The following is a 19367-nucleotide window of genomic DNA, read 5'->3' on the forward strand; positions in this document are numbered from 1 at the left end:
ACTAACGAGGGGTTTCACATGAGCAACGTTCCTTACAAACGTCTGAACAAAGATGACGCGGTTGTATTGCTGGTCGACCACCAGACTGGCCTGATTTCGCTGGTTCAGGATTTCTCGCCGAACGAGTTCAAGAACAACGTGCTGGCCCTCGCGGACCTGGCCAAGTTCTTCAAACTGCCGACCATCCTCACCACCAGTTTCGAAAGCGGCCCGAACGGCCCGATGGTGCCGGAGCTCAAGGAACTGTTCCCGGACGCGCCGTACATCCCGCGTCCAGGCCAGATCAATGCCTGGGACAACGAAGATTTCGTCAAAGCGGTAAAAGCCACTGGCCGCAAGCAACTGATCATCGCCGGTGTGGTGACGGACGTCTGCGTGGCGTTCCCGACGCTGTCGGCGCTGGCGGAAGGTTTTGAAGTGTTCGTGGTGACTGACGCTTCGGGCACTTTCAACGAAACCGTGCAGCAAGCCGCCTGGGCGCGCATGACTGCCGCCGGCGCACAACTGGTGAACTGGTTCTCGGTGGCTTGCGAGCTGCAAGTTGACTGGCGCAACGACATGGAAGGCCTGGCCAACCTGCTGTCGCCGCGCATCCCGAACTATCGCAACCTGATGAACAGCTACTCGGCGCTGACCGCAAAATAAGCCTCGCCGCGGAAAAAAATACCCGCCTATGTGCGGGTATTTTTTTGTTTTGGTGTGTGGGGGTTTAGATCGCGGACGCAGCCTCGCGGTGCTCGGCAGCTGCTACAGGGATTTGGGGCGGGCAATGAAAAATACCCGCCGATGTGTGGGTATTTTTTTGTTTTGATGTGTGGGGTTTGAGATCGCGGACGCAGCCTCGCGGTGCTCGGCAGCTGCTACAGGGGTTTGTGCGACGCCGGAATACCTTGTAGCAGCTGCCGAGCTCCGCGAGGCTGCGTTCGGCGGCAAAGCCGTCGCCAATCCTTCAACGTCTTTGCAACCATCCCAAAAAACCACCCTTGCGCGCCGGCACCGGCGCCGTCATCAACGCCAATCGGCTGTTCTGCTGGCGCACGGCTTGCAACTTGTTCAACGCGCGTCCGACTTCGTTGCGTTGCGCCATGCAATCGCGGGTCAGGGATTTGTCGATGCGGTAAATGATGCACGACGTCAGCGCGGTAAAGCAGGCCTGGGACGGCGTGTCGGTGAGGATGCTCTGTTCGCCCATCACCTCGCTCGGGCCCATGCGCCCAGCCTCGGTCTGGCCGACGCCATCGGGCACGGTCGCGCTGACCACGCCGGTGGCGATGACGAACAGACTGTCCGGCACCTCATCAAGCTCCAGCACCACCTGGCCAGCGCTGTACTGCTGCGCGACCATCGACTGCGCCAAGCGGTCGCGTTCATCCTCGCTGAGCGAACGGAAGATTTTCACCTCATCAAGCAATGCCCGAGCGCGCGTCGACGGTTCGATCACGCCGTCCAGTTGCCGGGAAATACCCGCCGCTTCCAGATGCCGATGCGCCAGATCGAACAGTTGATTGCGCACTTCGGATTTTTTTCCCAGCTCGGCAATAAAACCGCTGGCGACGTACTCCGACATGGTTTCGCCGGCCTCTTTCAGCACCGCTTTCGGTGCCGGATTGAGCAACAACGTGCTGCTGCCCTGCAGCGTGCGATCCAGCGCATCGAGCACGCGGCGCGGACGAATATGGTTGGGCACGTGAATGCTGATCGACACGCCGTGCATGTTGTTCGGTCGGCTCAGATTGACGATCTTGGCTTTCGCCGCCACCGAGTTCGGCACCACCGCCATGGTCCCGGCGCTGGTCAGCAAATGAGTGGCGCGCCAGTCGATGTCGAGCACCTTGCCTTCGACGCCGTCGATTGCGACAAAGTCGTCCACCTGATACGGCTTGGTGGTGTTGAGCACGATCCCGGAAAACACGTCGCTCAAAGTGCTTTGCAGCGCCAGACCGACCACGATGGCGACCACGCCGGAAGTCGCCAGCAAACCTTTGACTGGCAGCTCCAGCACATACCCGGCGGCCGCGACGATGGCGATCAGAAACACCAGCGCGCCGATGACATCCTGCAGCAACCGGCCGCTGTGGCCGATGCGGCGCATCAGCAGCAGACCGATGACTTCGGTGAGCACCCGCGCGGCGTACAACCACCAAACGATCCCCAATGCCGTGGCGCCGAGTTGCGCCACGCGGTCGTCAGCGAACAGCGGTGACTGCAAGGGGCTGACGCCGGCGTTGATGATCACCGCGCTGAAGAGCACAAACAGCGCCAGGCGCAGGCCGATGCGCGTGACGCGATGCTTGAACGGCGCGAGCTGCCAGAGCAGGGCGTCGATCACCAGCAACAGGGCACTCCAGGACAGCGGATGGTCGTAGACGAGGGACATGGCGGGAACTCCGGAAGGCGGCTTGATGCGGTTTTGTGCCAAGTGATAACTGTGGCGAGGGGGCTCGCCACAAATCAATCGGATCAGTTCAGATGCGTTTTCAATTCCAACGCCGCTTGCCGCACCGCTGCCTTCACTTCCGGGATCTGACTCAGCGGGTTAAGCAAACCGAAGTCGTGAATCATCCCGTTGTAGCGCACCGCCGTCACCGGCACACCGGCCGCGTCGAGGTGACGGGCATAGGCTTCGCCTTCATCACGCAGCACGTCGAACTCGGCGGTTTGCACCAGCGCCGCCGGCAAGCCTTTGAGCTGTTCGGTACTCGCTTGCAGCGGCGAGGCATGGATCTGCGCACGCTGGGCAGGGTCTTTGGTGTAGCTGTCCCAGAACCAATTCATCATGCCCTTGGTGAGGAAATGACCCTCGGCGAATTGCTGGTACGAGGCGCTATCGAACTGCGCGTTGGTGACCGGCCACATCAGCAACTGGAAGCGCAGTGCCGGGGTTTTCTGCTCCTTGGCCATCAACGCCACGACCGCTGCCATGTTGCCGCCGACGCTGTTGCCGGCCACCGCGAGGCGTTGGCCATCGACGCCAAGTTCTTTGCCATGCTCGGCAACCCAACGGGTGGCGGCATAAGCTTGGTTGATCGCGGTCGGGTACTGCGCTTCCGGCGACGGCGTGTAATCGACGTACACCGCGACGGCACCAGAGCCCACCACCAAGTCACGAATCAAGCGTTGGTGAGTCGGGTAGTCGCCCAGCACCCAGCCGCCACCGTGGAAGAACATGAACACCGGCAGCTGACCTTTGACGTTGGCCGGACGGACGATGGTCAGGCCGACGTTTTGCTCGCCGACCTTGATCGAACGCTGGCTGACTTCAACGCCCGACAGATCGACTTTCACCGAGTTCTGCGCACCGCTCAGCACGGCGCGGGCATCTTTCGGGCTCAGTTGCTCCAGCGGTTTGCCACCGCCCGCCGCGAGGGCTTCGAGGAAGGCCTGGGTGTTGTGCTCGACACCCGGGCTACCAGCGGCGAAGGCGTTGCCGATGGAGAGGGCGAGAAAGGAGGCGGCGAGGGTCTTTTTGACGAGGTCCATGGGTAAATCCTTTTTTAGTCGTTTGAGATTGTCTACCTGAGGGTCAGGTTGCCGCTGGCGCTGGCTTTCAGGCCTCAGCAACACCGTGGACACAGATTAAGCTGGTGCCAGAAAGGGAAAAAGCAGCTATAAAGTGTTTGACTGTCAACCAAGGCGTGACAATGAACCCGTTCGAAGATATGCGTATTTTTTGCCAAGTCATGGATTCCGGCAGTTTCACTGCGGCGGCGGACCAACTGGGCTTGTCCAAGCAATTCGTCAGCCGCCGGTTGATGCAACTCGAAGAACGCCTCGGCGTGCGCTTGCTCAATCGCTCGACCCGACGTCTCGACGTCACTCCGCTGGGCCAGAGCTACTACGAATCGGCGTTGCGCCTGCTCGGTGAAGTCGAGCAGGTGGAGCAGGGCATCGCCGGGCAAACCACCGAGCCAAGGGGCACGATTCGCCTCAGCGCGCCGCTATCGTTTGCACTGGCGCATTTGGGGTGTTTGCTGCCGGTGTTTCTGCAGCGTTATCGCGACGTCAGCGTCGAAGTCGACCTCAGCGACCGCCCGGTGGATTTGCTCGGCGAAGGCTACGATTTGGCGTTGCGCATCGGCGTGCTGGAAGACTCGACCCTGATCGCCCGGCGCATCGCCTCGATCAAGCGCGTGTACTGCGCCAGCCCTGACTACCTCGCCGAACGCGGCACGCCGAGCAAACCTGAGGACCTGCTCAACCACGACTGCCTGCCCTACGGCCACGGTCGTCAGGTGCAATGGCGTTTCGATGGACCGGGCAAACCGCTGACCGTCAACGTCACCGGACGGATGCGGGTTAACAATGGCGACGTGCTGAGGGATGCGGCGGTGGCCGGAATGGGCGTCACGTACCTGCCAACATTCATCGTCGGCGCGGCATTGAAGGAAGGGCGGCTGGTGCCAGTGCTGGAAGACTTCAGCCCCGAACCGCTGACGTTATCAGCGGTGTATCCGCAACACCGCCAGGGCTCGCGGCCGGTGCAGGCGTTTATCGAGTTTTTGCGGGAGCGGCTGGATCAGACTCAGGGCGTGCTCTAGAGCCAGGCACATTCCCCTGTGGGAGCTGAGCTTGCTCGCGAGGCGGTGGGTCAGTTGATGCAGATGTGACTGATACACCGCCATCGCGAGCAAGCTCGCTCCCACGGGGATTTGCTGTGAACGCGAGGTTTGTGTCGGGCGCAAAACCTGTAGGAGCTGAGCTTGCTCGCGAAGCGGTGGGTCAGTTGATGCAGATGTGACTGATATACCGCCATCGCGAGCAGGCTCACTCCTACAGAGATTTGCTGTGAACGCGAGGTTTGTGTCGGGCGCAAAACCTGTGGGAGCTGAGCTTGCTCGCGAAGCGGTGGGTCAGGCGATGCAGATGTGACTGATACAACGCCATCGCGAGCAGGCTCACTCCCACAGGGATTTGTTGTGAATGCGAGGTTTGTGTCGGGCGCAAAACCTGTGGGAGCTGAGCTTGCTCGCGAAGCGGTGGGTCAGGTGATGCAGTTGGTGACTGATACACCGCCATCGCGAGCAAGCTCGCTCCCACAGGGATTTGCTGTGAACGCGAGGCTTGTGCCAGACGCAAAACCTGTGGGAGCTGAGCTTGCTCGCGAAGCGGTGGGTCAGGCGATGCAGATGTGACTGACACACCGCCATCGCGAGCAGCCTCACTCCCACAGGGATTTGTTGTGAACGCGAGGCTCGTGCCAGACGCAAAACCTGTAGGAGCTGAGCTTGCTCGCTCCCACAGGGATTTGCTGTGAACGCGAGGTTTGTGCCGGGCGCAAAACCTGTGGGAGCTGAGCTTACTCGCGATGGCGGTGGGTCAGTTGATGCAGATGTGACTGATACACCGCCATCGCGAGCAGGCTCACTCCCACAGGGATTTGTTGTGAACGCGAGGTTTGTGTCGGGCGCAAAACCTGTAGGAGCTGAGCTTGCTCGCGAGGCGGTGGGTCAGGTGATGCAGATGCTGACTGACCCACCGCCATCGCGAGCAAGCTCGCTCCCACAGGGATTTGTTGTGAACGCGAGGTTTGTGCCAGACGCAGAACCTGTGGGAGGTGAATCAGGGCATCGTGGTGGTCAATGGATGCTGGAGGCCAGTTCGAAGATCGGGATGTACATCAGGATGACGATGACGCCGATCAGCAGGCCGATGAAGGTCATCAGCAGCGGCTCGAACAAGCGCACGAACCACTCGATCCAGCGGCTGATTTCTTCGTCGTAGAAGTCGGCGCTGCGTTCCATCATTTGTCCGAGGTTGCCGGACTGTTCGCCGGCGCGCAGCAGGCGCAGGGACACCGGCGTCACCAGGTGATTGAGTTCCAGCGCCGCCGACAATGACTGCCCCTCGCGCACCCGCTCGCAAGCCTGATCCAGCCGAGCGCGCGAGGCGACGGTGAGCAAACCGCGAACCATGCCCATCGCCGTCACCAGCGGAATCCCGCCCTGCAGCAGAATGCCCAGCGAACGGTAAAACCGCGCCAGTTCATACATGAAGATGCGTTGATGCACCGCCGGGAGCTTTTCGATCAGCCGGTCTACGCCGCGGCGGAACGCCGGTTGGCGCTGGAGCAAGGCGAGGGCGACGACGATAGCCGCCAAGCCGCCAAAAAATTGCGCCTGATGCGCGTGCAGAAACATGCCGCTGCTCATGAGAATCTGCGACAGCCACGGCAGGTTCGACCCCAAACCTTCGAACACCAGGCTGAAGCGCGGCACCACGTAACCCATCAAAAACAGCACCACGCCGCTGCCGACGATCAGCAGCAACATCGGGTAAATCGAGGCACTGACGATCTTCTGCCGAACCTCGTCCATGCGTTGCCGATAGCTGACGTAACGGCCCAGCGCATCGCCGACCGCGCCGGTCTTTTCGCTCGATTGCACCAGCGCCACGTAGAGCGGCGGGAACACCGCCGACAACTGGCCGAGCGCCTGCGAAAACGATTTGCCTTCGTACAGCAAACGCACCAGTTCGCTGAGGGTTTTGCGCGCCTGGGGCGCGGTTTCTTTTTCCGCGAGGCTTTCCAGCGCGTCAATCAACGGCAGTCCGGCGTTCAGCAGAGTGGTCAGTTCCTGGCTGAACAGCACCAGGTTAAAGGTCTCGCGCTTACGCAAACGCAACGCTCGCCAATGGCGTTCGGCGTGCAGGCTGAGTACGCGCAAACCCTGATCCTCGGCGATGCGTCGGGCTTCGCTGTGGCCCGGGGCTTCGACCGACATCGAGACCACACCGGCCTTGCCGACGGCTTTGAGATGAAAACGCATGGGCGTCGCTCCGGTCATTGCCAGTTAGTGACTTCAGCGTTTTCGCCTTCACCGCCGGGCTGGCCGTCCTTGCCCATCGACAGTAAATCGTACTCGCCGTTTTCGCCGGGGTAGCGGTAGGCGTAATTGCGTCCCCACGGGTCTTGCGGCAGTTTTTTCTGCAAGTACGGGCCGGTCCAGCGGGTTTCGTCGCTCGGCGCAATCACCAGCGCCTGCAAACCTTGCTCGGTGGACGGGTAATGGCCGACCTCCAGTCGATACAGATCGAGCGCTTTGCTCAGGCCTTCGATTTGCGCCTTGGCGACCTTCACTTCCGAGCGCCCGAGTTGGGCGAAATACTTCGGCGCGACGATGCCGGCCAACAGCCCGAGCACCACCAGCACCACCAATAATTCGAGCAGGGTAAACCCGCGTTGCGAGCGCGGGGCGGAGCACGGACGCTGATTCATGATGACCTCATCCAGTGGGCAGCAGGGTCGCTGCCAAGCCCTATGCAATTGCCATGCTCAGGCTCGGTGATTGCGCGCCAGCCCCCCGTAATTCGCGGCTTGGCGGCGACGGCACAGTGCTTGCGTATGGCTGATCGACTACCGGCCATTGGGGCATAAGCCCCGTTTTTCGGGGCCGGCCAGGGGAGGCATGAAAGATGAAAGCACTCACTGCAGGATTGCTCGGCTCGCTGCTGCTGACCGGCGTCGCCGAGGCCGATGTGTTTGTTTCGGTGGACGCCAAGGGCAGCTACGTCTTGTCCAATGTCCACCGCCCCGGACGCCACTATGAACGGGTGATTCAGGAACCCGACGCGCCCCGGCTGAGCATGGATCAGCAACCACAAATGATCGCCCGCCAGCCCTATGCCGAACTGGTGTCGGCGGCGGCCACGGCCAATCAATTGCCGGCGGCGCTGTTGCACGCGGTGATTCAGGCCGAGTCCAGTTACAACGCCGACGCGACCTCGGCCAAAGGTGCCGGCGGCTTGATGCAATTGATGCCCGACACCGCGCGCGAGCTGGGCGTCACCGACGTCTACGACCCCAAGGCCAACATCCAGGGCGGCGCGCGTTATCTCAAGCGCTTGCTGACCCTGTTCGACAACGACATCAGCCTCGCCGTGGCCGCCTACAACGCCGGACCGCAAGCGGTGCTCAGCCGTGGCGGGGTGATCCCGCCGTTCGCCGAAACCCAGCGTTATGTGCCCAGCGTCCTGCGCCAATACCGGCGCTTGCAGGGCTTGGCGATGGACGCACCGCTGTAACCGCCGCATTACCCCAACACTGGGGAAAACCGCCCCCACCGCTGCGCCGCCGGACGCAGCCTCGCTGAAGCTCGGCAGCTGCTACAGGCATTGCGACAAGTCCACCTACAGCGCCAAACCCCGTGTAGCAGCTGCCAAGCCCCGGTGAGGCTGCGTTCGGCGGCGCAGCCGTCGTGAGTTCGGCCAACGCGGTGTACCTGGAAGATTGCGTGCACAGCATTTGCGACGGCTGCGCCGCCGGACGCAGCCTCGCTGAAGCTCGGCAGCTGCTACAGGTCGTGTGGCATGCCCAGCGGCATGCCGGGCGACAACGCCAAAAGTGGCGGCGAAATGGGGAATGGGGGTGGGTTATTTGCCCCGAATGATTAACTGAATGTTTCAACGCCTTGAAAAATATAACAATTATTTATGGCATGCGGATTGCTCCAGCGCTTTCGTCGAGAATTATTCCTGCGAGAACCCTCAGCGAGGCCCGTGATCATGAGCGGCACATTCCAAGCTTCGTCCTTGTTCAAAATGCTGCTGTTGCTGGGAGCGATGCTCGGCATCGAACTGGCCGAGGCGGCGGCGCGTTGCGAGCGCAATCTGGTGGCCAACGTCGTGGCATTCGATCAGCCGCTGATGTTCAACCGCCTCGGCGCGCAGAACGCCAACGGCATGATGTTCGCCCTGCGCCGCGACGTGGTCGATGATCATGATCGTTCGCTGGCACAAGGCGGTTCGGCGGTGCCGGGCAAAGTGTCGCTGCGTCCCGACAAGCGCCCCCGGCCACTGGTACTGCGTGTCGCCGCCGGTGACTGCCTGACCATCAACCTGCAGAACCTGCTGGCGTATCAGGCCAACCCGAACAAACACTTCGACGATGACGACGAGGGTGAAGAAGAGGGTGAAGAAGAGGGTGAAGTCGAGAACGAAAACGAGGGCGGCGGCAACGGCAACGCCGAGGATTTCAAGGTCGATGAGCAAGTGGCCGACCGTCACGTCGGTTTCCAAGTCAACGGTCTGCAAGCGGTCAACAGCATCGATGACATTGCCTCCTACACCGGGCGCAACGCCAACAGCCTGATCGCCCCCGGCGCGACTCGCTCGTACACTTTGTACGCCGAGCGCGAAGGCGCGTTCGATGTCAGCAGTCGCGGCGCTACATTCGGCGGTGAAGGCGCGGCGGGCAACAACGCCAATGGCCTGTTTGCCCAAGTGGTGGTGGTGCCGAAGGGCGGCCGCACCTACCGCAACACCCTGACTGAAGAAGAAATGCGCCTGGCCAGCAGCGGCCGCACGCCGACCGGCCAACCAATCGTCGATTACCAGGCGCGTTACCCGCAGCGCGAGCCGTGGGTGCGTGAAGGCAAGGCCGGCACACCGATCATCAACATGGTCGATGGCAACGAAATCATCTCCAGCGAAAGCGACGCGATTGTCATGGGCAGCAACGCCGACGGCAGTTTCCCGGCCTCGACCTATTCCCTGGAATCGCTGGGCAAACGCAACCCGGCGCTGCCCAATCGGCTGGAACCGTTCCGCGATTTCGCCGCGCAATTCCAGGACGAAACTGCCGTGACCCAGGCCTTTCCGGCGTACTTCGCCGACCCGGTGATGGCCCACGTGCTGGAGCCGACGCGCGACTCGTTCATGATCAACTACGGCGCTGGCGGCATGGGCGCTGAGGTGTTGGCTAACCGCTTGGGCGTCGGGCCGATGCACGATTGCCTGTCGTGTGCCTACGAAGAATTCTTCCTCAGCTCGCACACCGTCGGCGACGTCGCGATGCTGGTCGACGTGCCGGCCAATGCCGGCCTGGAAAACATTCGCCCCGGCGAAACCCCGCGTGCCGATCAGATCGGGGTCAAAGCGACCATGGCGCTGTACCCGTCGGAGCCGTCCAACGTCAACCACAGCTACATCGGCGACTTCGTCAAATTCCGCAACACCCACAACGGTTACGAACACCACATCTTCCACTTGCACGGCCACCAATGGCTGTTCAACCCCAACGACGACAACACCGATTACCTCGACGCGCAGGGCATCGGTCCGGGCGCCGGCTACACCTATGAAATCGCCAACGGCGGTTCGGGCAACCGCAACCGCGTGGCCGGCGACGCGATCTACCACTGCCACTTCTACCCGCACTTTGCCCAAGGCATGTGGGCCATGTGGCGGGTGCACGACGTGTTTGAAGAAGGCACCAAACTTGAGGTTTCGCAGCAAGGCGCCGACGGTTTCCACAGCGAACCGTTTGCCCTGCGCAGCGGTAAACCGGCTGCCGGTGCACGCGCCTTGCCGGACGGTGAAATCGTCGCCGGTACGCCGATTCCGGCCATTGTGCCGCTGCCGGGCAAAGCCATGGCGCCAATGCCGGGCAAAGTCGCAATCGTGCCGAAAATCGGCGAAACCCTGGTCGCCGAAAATGACGACGATGACGATGATGACGACAGCGAGCATCAGGGCGGCGCTGCGCAAGCCATCGGTTCGCTGGCGTTGGTGGACCGCAGCGAAGCCAACCGCAACGCCGACGGCAGCCTGAAAAACCCCGGTTATCCATTCTGGATCGGCGGCATGGAAATCTCGGTCGGCCAACGCCCGCCAACCCCGCCACTGGACATGCTCGACGCCGCCACGGCGCAAGCGCTTAAAACCAGCGGCAACGCCTTGTGGGCCAACCTCGACCCGGCGCAATCCGGTGGCTGGAACGGCGGACTGGGCCGGCATTCGCTCGACGGCGTTTCGGCCGGTGGCGAGGCGCACACCGTCACCACGTCGCTGGATTTCTCCAAGGAAGTGACCCGCGCCAAACCGCTGTATCTGCCGGAAGAAGGCACTGAAGTCGAACAAGCGGCGATGGCGTTCCATGCGAAAAAAGACCATCCGAGCTATGCCTTGCTGCCCGGTAACCAGATCGTCGCCAAGGCCTTCCGCACCAACGGCGCCTTGCCGATTGCCGGCGCGCCGTTCTACGAACCGTGCATGGACGATCGGCAAAAACGCCTGACCGCCAGCGCCGGCATCGGTGAGTTCAACAGCGGTGAGCGAGTGGATGGCATGTCCTTCACCGGATCCTCGACGTTCACCGCCGACCGTCCGCGCGTGTATAAAGCGGCGAATATCCAGTTTGACGCGGTGTACAACAAGGTCGGTTACCACTTCCCGCAGGCGCGCATTCTGGCGTTGTGGGAAGACGCCTGGCCGGTGATCAACAAACAGCGTCCGCCAGAACCGCTGGTGATGCGCATGAACACCTTCGACTGCGTGCAATACCAGCAAACCAACCTGGTGCCGGCCACCTATGAGATGGACGATTACCAGGTGCGCACGCCGACTGACGTGATCGGCCAGCACATTCACCTGCCGAAGTGGGACCTGGTGTCCGCTGATGGTTCGTCCAACGGCTGGAACTATGAAGACGGCGTGCTTTCCCCCGGCGCCGTGGTCGAGCGTATCCATGCGATTCGCGAGTTCAACCAGTGCGCAGGCAGCGATCCGCGCGACGGCACGCCGGCCTGTCCGAAAGCCAAGGCGCATCCGTTCTTCGGCCAATACGGCCGCGCCGACTGGCTCGGTGCGCGCACGGCGATGCAGCGCTGGTTTGTCGACCCAGTGGTCAACGCCAAAGGTGTCGACCGTGGTTTGGGGACCATTTTTACTCACGACCACTTAGGCCCATCGACCCATCAGCAGATTGGTCTGTACGCCACCGTGCTGGCTGAACCGGCCGGTTCGACCTGGTTCCACGCCGAAACCGGCGAGCCGTTGTACAGCGGCGCGCGGCAGGACGGCGGGCCGACTTCGTGGCAAGCGGTGATATCCACCGGCGACCTTGATGGCGACGGCAAGAACGACAGCTTCCGTGAGTTCTTCCTCGAATACAGCGACTTCCAGCACGCCTATGAAGCGGGTGTGTACGTCGGTGCCGGGCCGAATGGCGTGCCCAATCCGCAAGCGTTCCCAGCGACTGCCGACAGCTTTCGCTACGCGATCAACCCGCCGGTGCGTGACAACACCAGCACCTTGCTCGAGGCGGTGGTCGAAGTGCGCGGCGGGATCATGCCGGGCTGCCCGACCCGGCCATGCCCACAGGCGATCTCGGTCGATGACCCGGGCATGTTCGTGGTCAATTACCGCAACGAACCGCTGGCCCTGCGCGTGTACGACCCGAACAAGGTCGGCCCGGACGGCAAACGCGGCATGCAGGCTGACGGCCTCGGCGGCGACCTCGCATATGCCATGCAAAGCCGCACTGACCGGGCAATGCCGGCGATGAACCTGGCGCCGAACCTGATCACCGCAGCCACCGGCCCGACTGGCGGCACCACGCTGTTCCCGCCGCACATCAACCGTGGCGGTGCCGAAGCGGGCGATCCGTTCACGCCGATGCTGCGCACGTATACCGGCGACAACGTGCGGCTGCGGGTGCATGCCGGTGGTCACGAAGAAGAGCACAACGTGACCTTGCACGGAGTGAAATGGCTGCAGAGCGGCTCCGGCTACGGCAACAGCTCCAACTCCGGCTGGCGCGCCTCGCAAATGGTTGGGATCTCCGAGCAGATGGGCTTCATCGCCCCGGTTTCGATGCTCTCCAGTTCGGCGGCGACCACGGGTGATTATCTGTACTCGATGGACGCTTCAATCGAGGGTTACTGGAACGGAATCTGGGGCGTGATGCGCAACTACACCGCGCAACGCGCCGACCTGTTCGCGCTGCCGAACAACCCGAAACCGGCCGGCATGCGCAACACCGTGGCGTTCGATGGCAGTTGCCCACGGGTCAGCGCCAACCCTAACGGCATCGGCACGCGGCCCACTGTGCAACGCAACTACGAGGTGGTGGCGGCGCTGGCCAACGACATCCTGAGCAATCCTCTGGGGCTGTCGATCGGTGACTCGGCGGGCATCGGCCAACATGTCGGCGGGCCGCTGAATCCGGCGGGCGGCACGCTGGTGTTCAACTCGCGGACGGTGAGTATTCCGCAGGTCACAGTGACTGATCCGGAGGACGGCGAAACTTTCACCATCGGTGGTCAAAGCGGGCCGCTGCATGACCCGACTGCGATCATGTACGTGCGCAAATCCGACCTCGACACGGTCACCGGCAAGCTCAAACCCGGCGTTCCGGTAGAGCCGCTGGTGCTGCGTGCGGCGGCGGGTGACTGCATCAACATCACCCTGGAAAACCGCCTGCCGAGCGTGATGCCGGACCTGGCGCAGACCGCGATCATGCAAGGCCTGGCCAAACGTGATCGCAACGATGGCCAAGGCTCGACCACCTTCAACAACAACCTGCTGCGCCCGTCCAGCCATGTCGGTCTGCACGCGCAATTGCTGGCGTACGACATCACCAAATCCGACGGCACCAACGTCGGCGCCAACCCGATCCAGACTGTGCCGCCAAGAGTCGGCAGCACTGGCGCGTACCCGACCCGTACTTATCAGTACTACGCCGGGCACCTGGAGCGCGAAGGCAAACCGATCACCCAACTGGGCCGCAGCGTCGACAACATCAACGCCACGGCGGTGGAGTTCGGCGGGTTGAATTTCACTCCGGCCGACGTGATCAAGCAGCCGCAGAAAGGCCTCGGTGGGGCGATGAGCATCCTGCCGATCGGCGCGACCTGGGTCGATGACATCCGCAAAGTCTCCGCGACGGTGACGGCGGCGGGGCAGACCAGCTACCGCGACTTTGCGCTGGTCTGGCAGAAAGCCCTGAACATGCGCTGGGCCAACGGCCGGCCGGTGGAAGGCATCGCCTCGGAAGGCAACGGCGTGCCGAACGATCCGAAGGACAACGCGAGCATGGCCATCAACTACAAGGCCGAACCTATGTGGTTCCGCTTCGGCCTGGCGCCGGACGCTCCGTTCGGTCGCGCCGACGGCCATGGTTACGGCGATGTGCCGAACGCGCACATGGCTTACAGCAATGCGCTGGTCGGGGGCGATCCGCAGACGCCGGTGCTCTACGCCAAACCGGGGCAACCGTTCCGCCTGCACACGCTGATGCCGTCCGGTGGCAGTCGTGGTTCGACCTTTCAGCTCGACGGTCACCTTTGGTCGGTCAACCCGTACCTGTCGGAGAAGAGCGACACCGGTGGTTACCCGATGGGCACGCCGGGGGTGGGTTCGGTGCGGTTCGGCTACAACCCGATGTCGATGTACATCGGTGCCCGCGAAAGCCTGTTGCCAGCGGCGCATTTCAGCTCGATGCACCCGAGCGCCGGGGGCATCAATGCGATACCGGGTGATTACCTGTTCCGCGACAACGCCTCGTTCGGCAACACCGCCGGGCTCTGGGGTTTGCTGCGGGTGACCAACGAACCCGAACCGGCGCCTGCGCCTGCGCCGTAGGCAATGGCACACCGCTGTTGTAGGAGCGAGGCTTGCCCGCGAAGGGCACGACGCGGTTTTTGAGGGTGTCGCGGCTGACGCCTTCGCGGGCGAGCCTCGCTCCTGCAGGGTCAGCGCAAGGCACACATCTGAAGGGGAGACGCGGGATGAACAGGACTATCAAATTGGCCGGGTGTGCGTTGGTGGTCGGGGTGGCGCTGGTGTGGCTGGGTGTCTGGCGCACGGCGCCGGCGACGTTGCTCAGCGAGGTCGCGGTGCCCGACGCCTGGAGCAATCAAACGCTGCAGCGCGACGGCGTGGCGGTGCAATTCAAGGTGCAAGCGCTGGCCGAGGATGGCGTGCTGCGTGAAGGCGCGTTTGCCGACGTGCAGTTCCGCGTCACCGACAGCAATTCCGGACAGCCGCTGGCGGGGGTCAACCCCGGCGCCTGGGTCGACCCGGAAACCGTCGCCGCCGATCAGGCCCAGGGCCGTGAGCAAAGCTGCAAATCGCGGGTCGGGGTGTTCCTCAAATCGAGCATCGGCGCGCGGCCCTTGCTCGACCTCAACAGCTATTACCTGCTGGTGATGAACCGCGACGCCAGCGTCTCAGTGGTCGACCCGTCGGTCTCGGTCGGCGGCATCACCAGCACCATGGCGCGCATCGAACTCAAGCAACCGCCGATGGATTGGGTCACGCCCAGGGACAACAAACGCGTGTTTGTCTCAATGCCGCTGGCCGGCGAAGTGGCGGTGATCGACAGCGAGCAATTCAAACTGCTCGACTCGGTCGCCGCCGGCAGCAACCCGGTGCGCCTCGCCTTGCAACCCGACGAGCGCCTGCTGTGGGTCGGCAACAACGCGAAAACCGCTGAAGAATCCGGCGTCAGCGTGATCGACAGCCGCAGCCTGAAAACCCTCAAACACATCGCCACCGGCGCCGGTCATCACGAAATCGCCTTCAGCAAGGACAGCCGCCACGCCTTCGTCACCAATCGCGACGACGGCACCCTGAGCATCATCGACATCGCCAGCCTGACCATCAGCCAACAACTGAAAACCGGCTCGCACCCGTTGTCCGTCGCCTACTCAGCGCTTTCGCAAGCGGTGTACGTCGCCGACGGCAAGGACGGCAGCGTCACCGTGGTCGACACCAACAGCCTCGCGGTGCGCCGGGTGATCAAACTGAGCCAGGGCCTGGGCCCGATGGGTTTCAGCGCCGACGGCCGTTTCGGCGTGGTGCTCAATACGTTGGAGAACCGCGCCGAAGTGATCGACGCGGCGAACAACGCGCTGATCCACAGCATCGATGTCTCGGCCGAACCCTACCAAGTGGTGTTCACCAAGGCCTACGCCTACGTGCGCGGCCTGGCGTCAGCGAAAGTGACAATGATCAATCTGGCGTCGCTCGGCGAAGGTCGCGCGCCGATCAGCCAGGCGTTCGAAGCCGGGCCGCAAGCGCCACGGCTGGCCGGCGATCTGCCGCTGGCGTCGAGCCTGGCGGTGTCGCGTGACGACAACGCGGTGTTCGTGGTCAACCCGGTGGACAACACGACCTATTTCTACGCCGAAGGCATGAACGCGCCGATGTCCGGTTACCCCAATCGCGGACAAGTGGCGCGCGCGGCCATGGTCATCGACCGCAGCCTGCGCGAAGTCGAGCCGGGCCTCTACAGCGCGCGGATCAAACTGCCGGCGGCGGGGCGTTTCGATGTCGCTTTTCTGCTCAATCAGCCGAACATCATTCACTGTTTCAGCACTTTGGTGGAGCCGGACAAAAACCTCGCTCAGTTGCCCGGTGTGCCGAAAGTCGAATTCATGCTCGACACTTCTACGGCGAAGTTGGGCAACCCTTACGTGGTGCGCTTTCGCATCGTCCAGGGCAAACAGAATGCGCAACGCAGCGGCGTCAAGGACGTGCACGTGCGCTACTTCCGCGCGCCGAGTTCGCGCGCTCGCGAAGTGGCGGCGCTGGACGTCGGCAACGGCGTGTACGAAGCCCCGGTGACCCTCGGCCAGAGCGGCGCCTGGTACCTGCATGTGCGCGCGGCGTCGCTGGGCGCGAGTTTCGATGACAAGACCTTTGCCAGCGTTCGGGTATTGCCCGGCGATGCTCACTGAAGAGGAAACCGCCATGAATCGATTTGCCCATTACGGACTGTTGACGCGATCGCTGGTAACTCTATGCCTGCTGGCCGTCGGCAGCGGCCAGGCGCAGGCGCACTCGGCGGACGAACACGCCGGGCATAACGCAGCGGCAGCGGTGAAGAGTCAGGAAAGCGCCCAGGTCAAATTCGCCGACGTCGCGCTGGTCGACCAGCACGGCCAATCGGTACGTCTGGAAAAGGACTTGGTCAGCGACAAAATCGTCGTCATGAGTTTCATCTACACCAGTTGCACCACGGTGTGCCCGGTGGTCTCGTCGATCATGGGCAAGGTGCAAAAACAGCTCGGCGCACGGGTCGGCAAAGAGGTGCAACTGGTGTCGATCAGCATCGACCCGCAGCGCGACGACGCCAAACGCCTGAACGAGTACGCGCGCAGCTTCCAGAACGGTCCGGGCTGGAGCTGGCTGACCGGCACGCCGCAATCGGTCAACGCCACGCTCAAGGGCCTCGGCACTTTCAGTGGCGACTTCAAAAGCCATGCGCCACTGATCATGGTCGGCGATGGCAACAGCCGTCACTGGACGCGTTATTACGGTTTCACCGACCCGAGCGTGCTGACCCGTGAAGTGGAAAAACTCAGCGGCGAGCGCAACGCCCACGCCAAACACACCGCCATTGCCATGGAGCATCAGCCATGAAAGCGCTGGTTTTGATCTTCCTGACGATGTGCTTTTGCGTGGTCAGCTTTCTCGCGTTTTCCCACGAAGGGCACCAGCCACCAGCGCCGGCAGCGATGGCTGATGCCCCCGCAGCCCCCGCAACCACCGTCGCAGCCGAAGCACCGGCAACCGGCACCCGTGATGCGAAAACCTGGTTCACCGACACGCCGTTGCTCGACCAGAACGGCAACTCCCTGCGCTTCTACAGCGATGCCTTGCAGAACCGCATCGTGCTGCTGAACGTGATTTTCACCAGTTGCAACGATGCCTGCCCGCTGATCACCCGCAAGCTCAAGGAAGTGCGCGAAGTGCTGGGCGACAAGGCCGATGGCATCACCTTTATCTCCCTTACCAGTGATCCGCTGCGGGACACCCCGGCGGTGCTCAAGGCTTACACCTTGAAGCAGGGCGTCGATGGGCCCCACTGGCTTTTTCTCACCGGCGACAAGGCGCAGATGGATCTGGTATTGAGCCGCATCGGCCAGATCGTGCCGACGCCCGAACAGCATTCCACGCAACTGATCGTCGGTGACGTGGCCAACAAGCGCTGGAGCAAAATCCGCCCCGACGCGCCCGCCGCCGCGATTGCCCAGCGCTTGCAGTTGCTGAGCATGCCCGTGGTCGGGCGCTGAGTCCGGGCCATGAAAATCGCCCTGTTGTGCCTGCTCGCCAGCCTCGGCGTCAGCACCAGCCTGACTGTTAGCGCGATGCCGCTGACGCCGAGCGAAAGCGCCGGCAAGCGGTTGTACCGCGAAGGGCATTCGAGCAGCGGCGAACCGCTGATGGCGCGGGTCGGCGCGGCGGATATTTTGCTGCCGGCCAGCAGCCTGCCGTGCGCCAATTGTCATGGCGTCGATGGTCAGGGGCGCGCGGAGGGCGGGGTGCGGCCGCCGGATCTGAACTGGTCGCGACTGAGCAGCCGTTATGGTCAGCAGCAGGTCAACGGGCGCGATTACCCGGCCTATACCGAGGCCAGCCTGAGCCGCGCAGTGCAGGAAGGACGCGACCCCGGCAACAATCGGCTAGACCCGGCGATGCCGCGGTTCATCCTGTCGATGAAGGACCAGCGCGACCTCAGCGCCTACCTCAAACGCCTGGGCGATGAACGCGATCCGGGCCTGCAGGCCGACAGTCTGCACTTGGGCACGTTGTTGCCCGGCGACGGCCCGTTGCGCGAGGAGGGCGCGACGGTGGCGGCGGTGCTCAAGGGCAGCGTCGCGCGGATCAATCAGGCCGGCGGGATTCACGGGCGCACGCTGCGCCTGACCATTCTCGACCCCGGCCCGGACCGCGCGAGTGCCGAAGCGGCACTTGATCAATTGATCGAGCAGCAACAGGTGTTCGCGCTGATCGCGCCGCTGGTGCCGGCCCTCGACAGTGAACTGGCCGCACGCCTGGAACGCGCTGGCGTACCGCTGATCGGGCCACTGTCGCTGCGCGGCACGGCGCCCGGCAGTCGGCAGATTTTCGAACCGTTGCCCGGTTTGCGCGAACAACTGCTCGCCTTGGCCGACTACGCCACGCACAGCCTGCCGGTGCTCGACGGGCCGACGTTGATTGCCTATCCGGACGATCCCGGCCAACGCCTGGCAGCGCAGAATCTGGGTGATTACCTGCAGAAAAATGCCTGGCAAGACGTGCGGCTGCAGCCTTACGACCCGACGCACGATGAACTGCCGCTGGGCGCGCGCTCGCTGTTTTACCTCGGTGACAGCGTTGGTTTCAGTCGCTTGGCCAAACGTTTGCAGAACACTGGCCAGGCGCCTTATCTGTTCGCCGCTTCGAATCAGGTCGCGGGCGATTTGCTGCAAGTGCCCAGCGAGTTTTCGCGGCGGGTGTTTCTCGCTTATCCGTTCGTGCCCAGCGACTGGACGCCAGCCGGGCGCACGGCGCTGGCGCAGTTGCGCGAGCATCAGGGCCTTGGCGGCGAATACGCGGTGCTGCAAGTCGGCGCGTTCAGTTCGATGCTGTTGTTCAGCGAAGGCATGAAGCAGGCCGGGCGCGACGCCAGCCGCGAAAAGCTCATCAGCGCCCTCGAAGGCTTGCACGACTTCGCCACCGGCCTGACCCCGCTGATCAGCTTCGGTCCCGGCCGGCGCCTCGGCCTCAACGGCGCGCATATCGTCACCGTGGACTTGCCCGACCAGCGCTTTTATCTGATCGCGCCCTACAAACCCATTGCTGCCACGCCCTGATCGGAGGCC

12 protein-coding genes are annotated in these 19367 nt (G+C 62.9%); 8 read left to right on the top strand and 4 right to left on the bottom strand.

Annotated features, from left to right (window positions below):
* Positions 1–18 precede the first annotated feature (18 nt).
* A complete protein-coding gene (gene ycaC / locus FBY12_RS13905; protein WP_145253190.1) occupies positions 19–645 on the top strand; it encodes an isochorismate family cysteine hydrolase YcaC in 627 nt (208 codons plus the stop codon).
* A 304-nt stretch (positions 646–949) separates the two neighbouring features.
* Here ycaC and FBY12_RS13910 read toward each other — a convergent pair whose 3' ends face one another.
* Together FBY12_RS13910 and FBY12_RS13915 are read right to left on the bottom strand one after the other, a co-directional pair.
* Entirely contained in the window at positions 950–2377 is a 1428-nt protein-coding gene (locus tag FBY12_RS13910; protein ID WP_145253192.1) for a mechanosensitive ion channel family protein, read from the bottom strand.
* A gap of 83 nt (positions 2378–2460) precedes the next feature.
* Positions 2461–3480, bottom strand: a complete 1020-nt coding sequence (locus tag FBY12_RS13915; RefSeq protein WP_145253194.1) for an alpha/beta hydrolase — start codon at positions 3478–3480, stop codon at positions 2461–2463.
* Positions 3481–3641: 161 nt separating this feature from the next.
* Between FBY12_RS13915 and FBY12_RS13920 the strand changes: the two genes are divergently transcribed.
* Complete coding sequence (locus FBY12_RS13920) at positions 3642–4538, top strand: LysR family transcriptional regulator (RefSeq protein WP_145253196.1); 897 nt, start codon at positions 3642–3644, stop codon at positions 4536–4538.
* 1038 nt (positions 4539–5576) lie between these two features.
* On the opposite strand, the gene FBY12_RS13930 is transcribed toward FBY12_RS13920, so the two are convergent.
* Both FBY12_RS13930 and gspG read right to left on the bottom strand, forming a co-directional pair.
* Complete coding sequence (locus tag FBY12_RS13930) at positions 5577–6764, bottom strand: type II secretion system F family protein (protein WP_121732202.1); 1188 nt, start codon at positions 6762–6764, stop codon at positions 5577–5579.
* A gap of 14 nt (positions 6765–6778) precedes the next feature.
* Complete coding sequence (gene gspG, locus FBY12_RS13935; protein WP_121732203.1) at positions 6779–7213, bottom strand: type II secretion system major pseudopilin GspG; 435 nt, start codon at positions 7211–7213, stop codon at positions 6779–6781.
* A gap of 197 nt (positions 7214–7410) precedes the next feature.
* Here gspG and FBY12_RS13940 point away from each other — a divergent pair, with 197 nt between their 5' ends.
* From FBY12_RS13940 to FBY12_RS13965, 6 genes are all read left to right on the top strand, one after another.
* A complete protein-coding gene (locus FBY12_RS13940; protein ID WP_145253200.1) occupies positions 7411–8019 on the top strand; it encodes a lytic transglycosylase domain-containing protein in 609 nt (202 codons plus the stop codon).
* A gap of 480 nt (positions 8020–8499) precedes the next feature.
* On the top strand, positions 8500–14358 hold the full coding sequence (gene mnxG / locus FBY12_RS13945; protein ID WP_145253202.1) for a manganese-oxidizing multicopper oxidase MnxG: 5859 nt from the start codon (positions 8500–8502) through the stop codon (positions 14356–14358).
* 146 nt (positions 14359–14504) lie between these two features.
* Positions 14505–16457, top strand: a complete 1953-nt coding sequence (locus FBY12_RS13950) for a YncE family protein (protein ID WP_145253204.1) — start codon at positions 14505–14507, stop codon at positions 16455–16457.
* Positions 16458–16470: 13 nt separating this feature from the next.
* A complete protein-coding gene (locus FBY12_RS13955; protein ID WP_145253206.1) occupies positions 16471–17142 on the top strand; it encodes an SCO family protein in 672 nt (223 codons plus the stop codon).
* Positions 17139–17795, top strand: coding sequence for an SCO family protein (locus FBY12_RS13960; RefSeq protein WP_145253208.1), 657 nt, complete (start codon positions 17139–17141; stop codon positions 17793–17795). The genes FBY12_RS13955 and FBY12_RS13960 overlap by 4 nt, the downstream gene beginning before the upstream one ends.
* A gap of 9 nt (positions 17796–17804) precedes the next feature.
* Positions 17805–19358 carry an ABC transporter substrate-binding protein gene (locus FBY12_RS13965; protein ID WP_145253210.1) on the top strand — a complete coding sequence of 518 codons (1554 nt, stop codon included), beginning with the start codon at positions 17805–17807 and terminating at the stop codon, positions 19356–19358.
* Positions 19359–19367: the final 9 nt, after the last annotated feature.

The sequence above is a fragment of the Pseudomonas sp. SJZ131 genome (assembly GCF_007828705.1).
GTDB classification, from domain to species: domain Bacteria; phylum Pseudomonadota; class Gammaproteobacteria; order Pseudomonadales; family Pseudomonadaceae; genus Aquipseudomonas; species Aquipseudomonas prosekii.

What these genes read in the sequence shown, in the direction of transcription:
- ycaC (WP_145253190.1), top strand. Translation starts at nt 19, where the DNA reads ATGAGCAACGTTCCTTACAAACGTCTGAACAAAGATGACGCGGTTGTA.
- FBY12_RS13910 (WP_145253192.1), bottom strand. Translation starts at nt 2,377, where the DNA reads ATGTCCCTCGTCTACGACCATCCGCTGTCCTGGAGTGCCCTGTTGCTG.
- FBY12_RS13915 (WP_145253194.1), bottom strand. Translation starts at nt 3,480, where the DNA reads ATGGACCTCGTCAAAAAGACCCTCGCCGCCTCCTTTCTCGCCCTCTCC.
- FBY12_RS13920 (WP_145253196.1), top strand. Translation starts at nt 3,642, where the DNA reads ATGAACCCGTTCGAAGATATGCGTATTTTTTGCCAAGTCATGGATTCC.
- FBY12_RS13930 (WP_121732202.1), bottom strand. Translation starts at nt 6,764, where the DNA reads ATGCGTTTTCATCTCAAAGCCGTCGGCAAGGCCGGTGTGGTCTCGATG.
- gspG (WP_121732203.1), bottom strand. Translation starts at nt 7,213, where the DNA reads ATGAATCAGCGTCCGTGCTCCGCCCCGCGCTCGCAACGCGGGTTTACC.
- FBY12_RS13940 (WP_145253200.1), top strand. Translation starts at nt 7,411, where the DNA reads ATGAAAGCACTCACTGCAGGATTGCTCGGCTCGCTGCTGCTGACCGGC.
- mnxG (WP_145253202.1), top strand. Translation starts at nt 8,500, where the DNA reads ATGAGCGGCACATTCCAAGCTTCGTCCTTGTTCAAAATGCTGCTGTTG.
- FBY12_RS13950 (WP_145253204.1), top strand. Translation starts at nt 14,505, where the DNA reads ATGAACAGGACTATCAAATTGGCCGGGTGTGCGTTGGTGGTCGGGGTG.
- FBY12_RS13955 (WP_145253206.1), top strand. Translation starts at nt 16,471, where the DNA reads ATGAATCGATTTGCCCATTACGGACTGTTGACGCGATCGCTGGTAACT.
- FBY12_RS13960 (WP_145253208.1), top strand. Translation starts at nt 17,139, where the DNA reads ATGAAAGCGCTGGTTTTGATCTTCCTGACGATGTGCTTTTGCGTGGTC.
- FBY12_RS13965 (WP_145253210.1), top strand. Translation starts at nt 17,805, where the DNA reads ATGAAAATCGCCCTGTTGTGCCTGCTCGCCAGCCTCGGCGTCAGCACC.